This is a genomic window from Enterobacter sp. WCHEn045836, assembly GCF_003965585.1.
GTDB lineage: Bacteria > Pseudomonadota > Gammaproteobacteria > Enterobacterales > Enterobacteriaceae > Enterobacter > Enterobacter dissolvens.
This window is the reverse complement of sequence record NZ_RXPT01000013.1, coordinates 166,068-173,447: the sequence shown is the minus strand read 5'-3', so window position 1 is coordinate 173,447 and position 7,380 is coordinate 166,068. Positions and strand designations below refer to the sequence as shown.

Here is a 7,380-nt window from a genome sequence, read left to right as displayed (position 1 = left end):
AGCCAGAACGGTAGTGATTGCAGCAGTCAGGGTAGTTTTACCATGGTCAACGTGGCCGATAGTACCAACGTTGACGTGCGGTTTTGTACGTTCAAATTTTTCTTTAGACACGGCTATATTCCTTACTATAGTGCTCTCCCCTCAGGAGAGAGCACGGGACTTAGGTTTTAATCCTGTGGATTACTTACCACGGGCTTCAATAACGGCCTGAGCAACGTTGTTAGGCGCATCATCATACTTCAGGAATTCCATGGTGTATGATGCACGACCTTTGGTCAGAGAACGCAGCTGAGTTGCATATCCGAACATTTCAGACAGCGGAACTTCAGCATGGATCTTAACGCCAGTTACTTCGGATTCCTGACCGCGCAGCATACCGCGACGACGGCTCAAGTCACCGATAACGTCACCGGTGTTCTCTTCAGGAGTTTCTACTTCAACCTTCATGATTGGCTCAAGCAGAACTGGTTTTGCTTTCTTAAAGCCTTCTTTAAAGGCAATAGACGCAGCCAGTTTAAACGCCAGTTCAGAGGAGTCAACGTCGTGGTAAGAACCGAAGTGCAGACGGATACCCATGTCAACAACCGGATAGCCAGCCAGAGGGCCCGCTTTCAGCTGTTCCTGGATGCCTTTATCAACGGCAGGGATGTATTCGCCAGGAATTACACCACCTTTGATGTCGTTGATGAACTCGTAACCTTTCGGGTTAGAGCCCGGCTCCAGTGGGTACATGTCGATCACAACGTGACCGTACTGACCGCGACCACCAGACTGCTTAGCGTGTTTACCTTCAATATCGGTAACTTTCGCGCGAATCGCTTCGCGGTAAGCAACCTGAGGTTTACCCACGTTCGCTTCAACGTTGAATTCGCGTTTCATACGGTCAACGATGATGTCCAGGTGCAGTTCACCCATACCTGCGATGATGGTCTGGTTAGATTCTTCATCAGTCCATACGCGGAATGATGGGTCTTCTTTCGCCAGACGACCCAGAGCCAGACCCATTTTTTCCTGGTCAGCTTTGGTTTTTGGTTCAACCGCGATGGAGATTACCGGCTCAGGGAATTCCATACGCTCCAGAATGATCGGGTGATCCGGGTCACACAGGGTGTCACCAGTGGTCACGTCTTTCAGACCGATAGCTGCAGCGATGTCGCCCGCACGAACTTCTTTGATCTCTTCACGTTTGTTAGCGTGCATCTGTACGATACGGCCAAAACGTTCACGCGCCGCTTTCACGGAGTTCAGGATGGTGTCACCGGAGTTAACCACACCAGAGTATACGCGGAAGAAGGTCAGGTTACCCACGAATGGGTCGGTAGCAATTTTGAACGCCAGTGCAGAGAACGGCTCGTCGTCGCTTGCGTGACGCTCAGCCGGAGTATCTTTACCGTCGTCCAGGATGCCGTTGATCGCAGGAACGTCAACCGGGGATGGCAGGTAGTCAACTACCGCATCCAGCATCGCCTGAACACCTTTGTTCTTGAACGCAGAACCACAGGTTACCAGGATGATTTCGTTGTTCAGAACACGCTGACGCAGAGCTTTTTTGATCTCTTCTTCAGTCAGTTCTTCACCACCCAGGTATTTCTCCATCAGCTCTTCAGAAGCTTCAGCAGCGGATTCGATCAGGTTCTGGTGCCATTCGTCAGCCAGGTCCTGCATCTCAGCCGGGATATCTTCGTATTCGAAGGTAACGCCCTGGTCTGCATCGTTCCAGTTGATGGCTTTCATTTTCACCAGGTCGATAACGCCGGTGAAGCCTTCTTCAGCACCAATTGCCAGCTGCAGCGGAACAGGGTTCGCGCCCAGACGGGTTTTGATCTGACCAACAACTTTCAGGAAGTTAGCACCCATACGGTCCATTTTGTTAACGAACGCGATGCGTGGAACTTTATATTTGTTCGCCTGACGCCATACGGTTTCAGACTGTGGCTGAACACCACCAACTGCGCAATAAACCATTACCGCGCCGTCAAGAACACGCATGGAACGTTCTACTTCGATGGTGAAGTCAACGTGCCCTGGGGTGTCGATGATGTTTACGCGATGCGGTTCGTACTGCTTAGCCATACCTGACCAGAATGCAGTAGTCGCTGCGGAGGTGATAGTAATACCACGCTCCTGCTCCTGTTCCATCCAGTCCATGGTGGCTGCGCCGTCATGAACTTCACCGATTTTGTGGTTTACACCGGTGTAGAACAGAATACGTTCGGTAGTAGTGGTCTTACCGGCGTCGATGTGCGCACTGATACCGATGTTACGGTAGCGTGCGATGGGTGTTGTACGAGCCATTTGATTCCTCGTTTGTTTCTTTAGGCGTTCAGTTAAGTAACCCAGAGCGGGCGGCTTCTCTGAAGCGCCCGCCTGGTGACTAATACTCCGAAGGGATTACCAACGGTAGTGTGCGAACGCCTTGTTGGCTTCTGCCATACGGTGAACGTCTTCACGTTTCTTAACTGCAGTACCTTTGTTTTCTGCAGCATCAGAAAGTTCGTTCGCCAGACGCAGAGCCATGGATTTATCACCGCGTTTACGAGCAGCTTCAACGATCCAACGCATTGCCAGGGCATTACGACGAACCGGACGAACTTCAACTGGAACCTGATAAGTAGAACCACCAACGCGGCGGGACTTAACTTCTACAGTTGGGCGAACGTTGTCGAGAGCGACTTCGAAAGCTTCCAGTTCATTTTTACCAGAACGCTGAGCCAGGGTCTCCAGCGCGCTGTATACGATTGCTTCTGCAGTAGATTTTTTACCATCTACCATCAGGATATTTACAAATTTTGCCAGCAGTTCTGATCCGAATTTCGGATCTGGAAGAATTTTACGCTGACCAATGACGCGACGACGTGGCATGGGAATACTCCGTTGTTAATTCAGGATTGTCCAAAACTCTACGAGTTTAGTTTGACATTAAGATAAATCAGTTTGGCCTTACTTAACGGAGAACCATTAAGCCTTAGGACGCTTCACGCCGTACTTGGAGCGAGCCTGCTTACGGTCTTTAACACCTGAGCAGTCCAGCGCACCACGAACGGTGTGGTAACGAACACCCGGAAGGTCTTTAACACGACCGCCACGGATCAGGATCACGGAGTGCTCATGCAGGTTGTGACCTTCACCACCGATGTAGGAAGTCACTTCGAAACCGTTAGTCAAACGCACACGGCATACTTTACGCAGTGCGGAGTTTGGTTTTTTAGGAGTGGTGGTATACACACGAGTACATACACCACGTTTCTGCGGGCATGCTTCCAGCGCAGGCACGTTGCTCTTTGCAACTTTGCGTGCACGTGGTTTGCGTACCAGCTGGTTAACTGTTGCCATTAAATAGCTCCTGGTTTTAGCTTTTGCTTCGTAAACACGTAATAAAACGACCTCATACAATATGAGGACGCGAAATTTTAGGGCTACGTCGAAAAGGTGTCAAGAAATATACAGCGATCTCAAATCACCAGTTCATTTGACTGGCGTGCGTCACAGTAAGATTGACGAAATCAGTATAGCCAACCACGTCAATTTTGGCTGAAATTTGACCAGAAAGACCCCGCGCATCCAGATCGTCCTTTAGCGCAGAGACAGTTATGGGGGCATTCGTGAGGATTTCAACGAAACGGCTGCCTTCCAGCGCAGCAAGTACGCCATCCTGAATCAGCAGCAGGTCATCACCTTCGCGCAGCATGCTCAGTAACGTGTCGATATCACATTGCCACGGTGAGCGGCTCAGGGTATGGAGCATGGTGGCCTCAGAAAGTCAGAACAGTGTCGTAGTGGGAGAGTTGTTCGCGCAGCGCAGCAGAAGGTAAGATCGTCACGTCCAGCACGAAAGGGGTCTTATCGCTCAAACCGCGCGCAGTTAAAGAGTCGGCACAGACATAGCAGTTTTCAATATCGTAAAGCGGAAGCACTTTGAAGGTTGCGATATAGTCGCGCGCCAGAATGGCTTGCGGCTGTTGCCCCGCCAGCAGTTGAAACACACCGTCCCCTAAAAAGAAGACGCCGATATCTTCTGTTAATGCCGATGTTGCAAGCAGCGCATCCAGACCTTCGCGGCCTGAGGCGCTTCCGTGCGGCGCAGAAGTAAAAACAAATGCCACACGCTTCATCAGAATTGCACCACTCTGTCGCAGGTTAACGCCGCCTGGGCCAGCGCGCCAAGACCACTCAACGAAAAACCAGGCTGCAGGTTAGCGCCCGGCAAACCCAGGCGTTCAGCTTCGGCTGCATCCGTCACACCGCGACGCAGGGCCGCTGCCACACAGATATGCAGTTCAACACCCTGCGCCTCATTTAACGCCTGCCAGGCGCGCACCAGATCAAATTCATCGCTTGCCGGTGACGTAAACTGGTTCGCGTTATAGACCCCTTCCCGATAGAAGAAGACGCTCACCAGTTCATGTCCGGCTTGTAGCAGCGCCTGGGCAAACTGCAGCGCGCTGCTGGCCTGCTGAGTACCATACGCCGGGCCTGTCACCATTAACGCAAAACGCATTACTTATCTTGTCCCAGGAAATCACCGCTTTTGAACTGGCGAATGTAGAGATAAACCGTATGTTTGGAGATGTTCAGACGATCGGCCACCTGGTTAATCGCGTCTTTGATATCAAAAATGCCTTTTTCATAGAGATTCAGCACGATCTGACGGTTCTTGGCGTTGTTCGATACGTTGCGATCGGCATTCACTTCTTCAATCGTGAACTCGAGAGTCTGCGTCACGAGATCTTCAACAGAGGAGGCAAAGTTAACAGAAGAGCCCACGTCTGGCGTTTCTGGCGGAATAAAGGTGCTCATGATTTGCGAGAATGGCACATCAAGGTTCATGTTGATGCACAGCAGTCCAATCACACGGTGCTCGCGGTTTCGAATAGCAATGGTTTCTGATTTCATCAGCACGCCGCTTTTGGCGCGAGTGAAATAACATTTGGAGACGCTGCTGTCCGCGCCGGTCATGTCATGCAACATGCGCAATGCAAGGTCGGTGATTGGCGAACCAATTTTACGGCCAGTATGCTCACCATTAGCAATGCGGATGGCGGAACACTTCAGATCTTGCAGGGAGTGCAATACGATTTCGCAGTGGGACCCAATGAGCATCGCTAACCCGTCCACCACCGCTTCGTAGGATTTCAGAATATCGAAGTCGGTCTGGTCGAAAGGACGTTGATCCAGCAAATCAAGTTCACTGGTTTCGTTGGTTAAAAGCGACCTGGACATGAAAAAAACACTCCTTTTCAGGAGCCTGTCGTTAGGTTTTCAGGGCAGGCTCATTATCTACACGGACAACTAAATTAATACAGCGTGCCTAACGCTTTCCAGTGTTAATTATATCTGCCCCACAATAAAAAAACCGCCGCCTTAAAGGCGGCGGTTTTCATACGATTACTTCTTCGCGTCTGCGGCAGCTTTCTGATCTGCCTGCGCTTCTGGTTTCGCATCGGCTTTCGGTGCCGGTTTGATGTCCAGCAGCTCTACGTCAAACACCAGCGTAGAGTTGGCAGGGATACCCGGAACGCCGGTTTTGCCATAGGCCAGATCCGGTGGAATAACCAGCTTGATCTTACCGCCTTTCTTGATGTTTTTCAGGCCTTCGGTCCAGCCTGGGATCACACCATCCAGACGGAAGGAGAGCGGCTCACCACGGGTGTAAGAGTTATCGAACTCTTTACCGTCAATCAGCGTACCTTTGTAGTTCACCACGACAGTATCGCTGTCTTTCGGTGCGTCACCGGTACCTTCTTTCTCAACTTTGTATACCAGACCGGTAGAAGAGGTTTTTACGCCCTTCTCTTTAGCAAAGGTATCGCGGTAGGCTTTGCCTTTCGCTTCGTTGTCTTTAGCGTCCGCTTCCATCTTCGTCTGAGCGGCACCTTTCACACGCGCTTCAAACGCCTGCAGAGTCTGTTCAATTTCCTGGTCAGACAGTTTGCTCTTATCAGCAAATGCATCCTGAACACCCGCGATCAGCTGAGCTTTGTCCAGTTTGATACCCAGTTTCTCTTGTTCTTTCAGAGAGTTTTCCATGTAACGACCCAGAGATGCGCCCAGTGCGTAGGCAGATTTCTGGTCGTCATTTTTGAACGCCGCTTTGCTGTCTGCAGTTGCAGCAGGCTTCGCAGCAGTATCAGCAGCGAAGGACAGCGGCGCGTTCAGCGCAACAGCCATCGTCGTCGCCAGCAGCGTTACTTTAAACAGTGATTTCATCCATATCTCCAGGGCCTGGGGACTCTCACCCCAGCATTAAACGTAAATGAGCTACGTACTATAAAACGTTGTGGAAGAAATCTACAGACAGACTCTCCCGATTCTCGCCACTTTTCAGACTATTTTTGTTTAAATAAGTTTCTTGCCAAAGGGATGGATACTGCACGAAGGGACAAACTCAGTTAAACTTCGCCGCCGCTGGCCCACTATGGCGAATCAGAAACAGACGAGGTGAATGATGAAGGACACAACGATTGAAGCGAGACTGGCTGAACTGGAAAGCCGCCTGGCTTTTCAGGACATCACCATCGAAGAGCTTAACCAGACCGTGACCGCGCATGAACTCGAAATGGCGAAACTGCGGGATCATATGCGCCTGCTGACGGAAAAGCTGAAGGCAACGCAGCCGTCAAACATCGCCTCACAGTCTGAAGAGACGCCACCGCCTCATTATTGAGGCGTAAAAAAAGCGGGATTATCCCGCTTTTTTATTTTCCGTCATACGGAATCAGTGGCAACCGCAGCCGCCGTTACCGCAACCACCTTTACCGTGGTCGTGACCATGGTCGTGGTCGTGGCCGTGACCACCGCAGCAGCCGTCGTGGCCGTGATCGTGGTCATGGTCGTGACCGTGCGCACCGTGAACGTGGCCATGAGCCAGCTCTTCTTCCGTTGCTTCACGGATAGCGACAACTTCTACGTTGAACTTCAGGTTCTGGCCAGCCAGCATGTGGTTGCCATCAACCACAACGTGGTCGTCTTCAACTTCAGTAATTTCAACCGGAACCGGGCCCTGGTCAGTTTCAGCCAGGAAGCGCATGCCAACCTGCAGCTCGTCAACGCCCATGAACACGTCTTTAGGAACGCGCTGAACCAGGTTGTCGTCATACTGACCGTAAGCGTCGTTCGCGCCTACAGCAACGTCAAATTTATCGCCAACTTCATGACCTTCCAGCGCGTTTTCCAGGCCGGAAATCAGGGAACCGTGACCATGCAGGTAGTCCAGCGGCGCACTCACCGGAGACTCATCAACCAACACACCGTCTTCTGTACGTACCTGATAGGCCAGGCTGACCACCAGGTCTTTTGCTACTTTCATGATATCTCCTGAGCGTGGGAAAATTGCTGGCGCAGATTGTAGCGGAAATCTGCACCCGTGTACCCTTTAGCTTA

At 51.2% G+C, this 7,380-nt stretch carries 11 protein-coding genes; 1 reads left to right on the top strand and 10 read right to left on the bottom strand.

The window, feature by feature from the left end; all coding sequences use genetic code 11:
- The 9 genes from EKN38_RS18150 to fkpA form a co-directional block, all read right to left on the bottom strand.
- Positions 1-111 (bottom strand): GTP-binding protein (locus EKN38_RS18150; RefSeq protein ID WP_001336758.1); only part of this gene is annotated, 111 nt, incomplete at its 3' end.
- A 69-nt stretch (positions 112-180) separates the two neighbouring features.
- A complete protein-coding gene (fusA, locus tag EKN38_RS18145; RefSeq protein WP_013099032.1) occupies positions 181-2,295 on the bottom strand; it encodes an elongation factor G in 2,115 nt (704 codons plus the stop codon).
- 96 nt (positions 2,296-2,391) lie between these two features.
- Positions 2,392-2,862 (bottom strand): 30S ribosomal protein S7, encoded by a 471-nt coding sequence (gene rpsG, locus EKN38_RS18140; protein WP_003861706.1) that lies wholly within the window; start codon positions 2,860-2,862, stop codon positions 2,392-2,394.
- 96 nt (positions 2,863-2,958) lie between these two features.
- Positions 2,959-3,333, bottom strand: coding sequence for a 30S ribosomal protein S12 (gene rpsL, locus EKN38_RS18135; RefSeq protein ID WP_126522502.1), 375 nt, complete (start codon positions 3,331-3,333; stop codon positions 2,959-2,961).
- A gap of 124 nt (positions 3,334-3,457) precedes the next feature.
- Positions 3,458-3,745 (bottom strand): sulfurtransferase complex subunit TusB, encoded by a 288-nt coding sequence (gene tusB / locus EKN38_RS18130; protein ID WP_013099033.1) that lies wholly within the window; start codon positions 3,743-3,745, stop codon positions 3,458-3,460.
- 7 nt (positions 3,746-3,752) lie between these two features.
- On the bottom strand, positions 3,753-4,112 hold the full coding sequence (gene tusC, locus EKN38_RS18125; protein WP_014833519.1) for a sulfurtransferase complex subunit TusC: 360 nt from the start codon (positions 4,110-4,112) through the stop codon (positions 3,753-3,755).
- Positions 4,112-4,498: a sulfurtransferase complex subunit TusD gene (gene tusD, locus EKN38_RS18120; protein WP_014833520.1), complete on the bottom strand. Its 387-nt coding sequence runs from the start codon at positions 4,496-4,498 to the stop codon at positions 4,112-4,114. The genes tusC and tusD overlap by 1 nt, the downstream gene beginning before the upstream one ends.
- The gene (locus tag EKN38_RS18115) at positions 4,498-5,220 is read right to left on the bottom strand and encodes a transcriptional regulator (protein ID WP_003861697.1); all 723 of its coding nucleotides are present in this window, start codon (positions 5,218-5,220) and stop codon (positions 4,498-4,500) included. Before EKN38_RS18115 ends, tusD begins: the two co-directional genes overlap by 1 nt.
- A gap of 165 nt (positions 5,221-5,385) precedes the next feature.
- The gene (fkpA, locus tag EKN38_RS18110) at positions 5,386-6,207 is read right to left on the bottom strand and encodes an FKBP-type peptidyl-prolyl cis-trans isomerase (protein ID WP_013099036.1); all 822 of its coding nucleotides are present in this window, start codon (positions 6,205-6,207) and stop codon (positions 5,386-5,388) included.
- Between the two features lie 238 nt (positions 6,208-6,445).
- Here fkpA and EKN38_RS18105 point away from each other — a divergent pair, with 238 nt between their 5' ends.
- Entirely contained in the window at positions 6,446-6,664 is a 219-nt protein-coding gene (locus EKN38_RS18105) for a protein SlyX (protein ID WP_003861693.1), read from the top strand.
- Positions 6,665-6,715: 51 nt separating this feature from the next.
- Here the strand turns inward: EKN38_RS18105 and slyD are convergent, their stop codons facing one another.
- Positions 6,716-7,306, bottom strand: coding sequence for a peptidylprolyl isomerase (slyD, locus tag EKN38_RS18100; protein WP_014833521.1), 591 nt, complete (start codon positions 7,304-7,306; stop codon positions 6,716-6,718).
- Positions 7,307-7,380 lie beyond the last annotated feature (74 nt).

What these genes read in the sequence shown, in the direction of transcription:
- fusA (WP_013099032.1), bottom strand. Translation starts at nt 2,295, where the DNA reads ATGGCTCGTACAACACCCATCGCACGCTACCGTAACATCGGTATCAGT.
- rpsG (WP_003861706.1), bottom strand. Translation starts at nt 2,862, where the DNA reads ATGCCACGTCGTCGCGTCATTGGTCAGCGTAAAATTCTTCCAGATCCG.
- rpsL (WP_126522502.1), bottom strand. Translation starts at nt 3,333, where the DNA reads ATGGCAACAGTTAACCAGCTGGTACGCAAACCACGTGCACGCAAAGTT.
- tusB (WP_013099033.1), bottom strand. Translation starts at nt 3,745, where the DNA reads ATGCTCCATACCCTGAGCCGCTCACCGTGGCAATGTGATATCGACACG.
- tusC (WP_014833519.1), bottom strand. Translation starts at nt 4,112, where the DNA reads ATGAAGCGTGTGGCATTTGTTTTTACTTCTGCGCCGCACGGAAGCGCC.
- tusD (WP_014833520.1), bottom strand. Translation starts at nt 4,498, where the DNA reads ATGCGTTTTGCGTTAATGGTGACAGGCCCGGCGTATGGTACTCAGCAG.
- EKN38_RS18115 (WP_003861697.1), bottom strand. Translation starts at nt 5,220, where the DNA reads ATGTCCAGGTCGCTTTTAACCAACGAAACCAGTGAACTTGATTTGCTG.
- fkpA (WP_013099036.1), bottom strand. Translation starts at nt 6,207, where the DNA reads ATGAAATCACTGTTTAAAGTAACGCTGCTGGCGACGACGATGGCTGTT.
- EKN38_RS18105 (WP_003861693.1), top strand. Translation starts at nt 6,446, where the DNA reads ATGAAGGACACAACGATTGAAGCGAGACTGGCTGAACTGGAAAGCCGC.
- slyD (WP_014833521.1), bottom strand. Translation starts at nt 7,306, where the DNA reads ATGAAAGTAGCAAAAGACCTGGTGGTCAGCCTGGCCTATCAGGTACGT.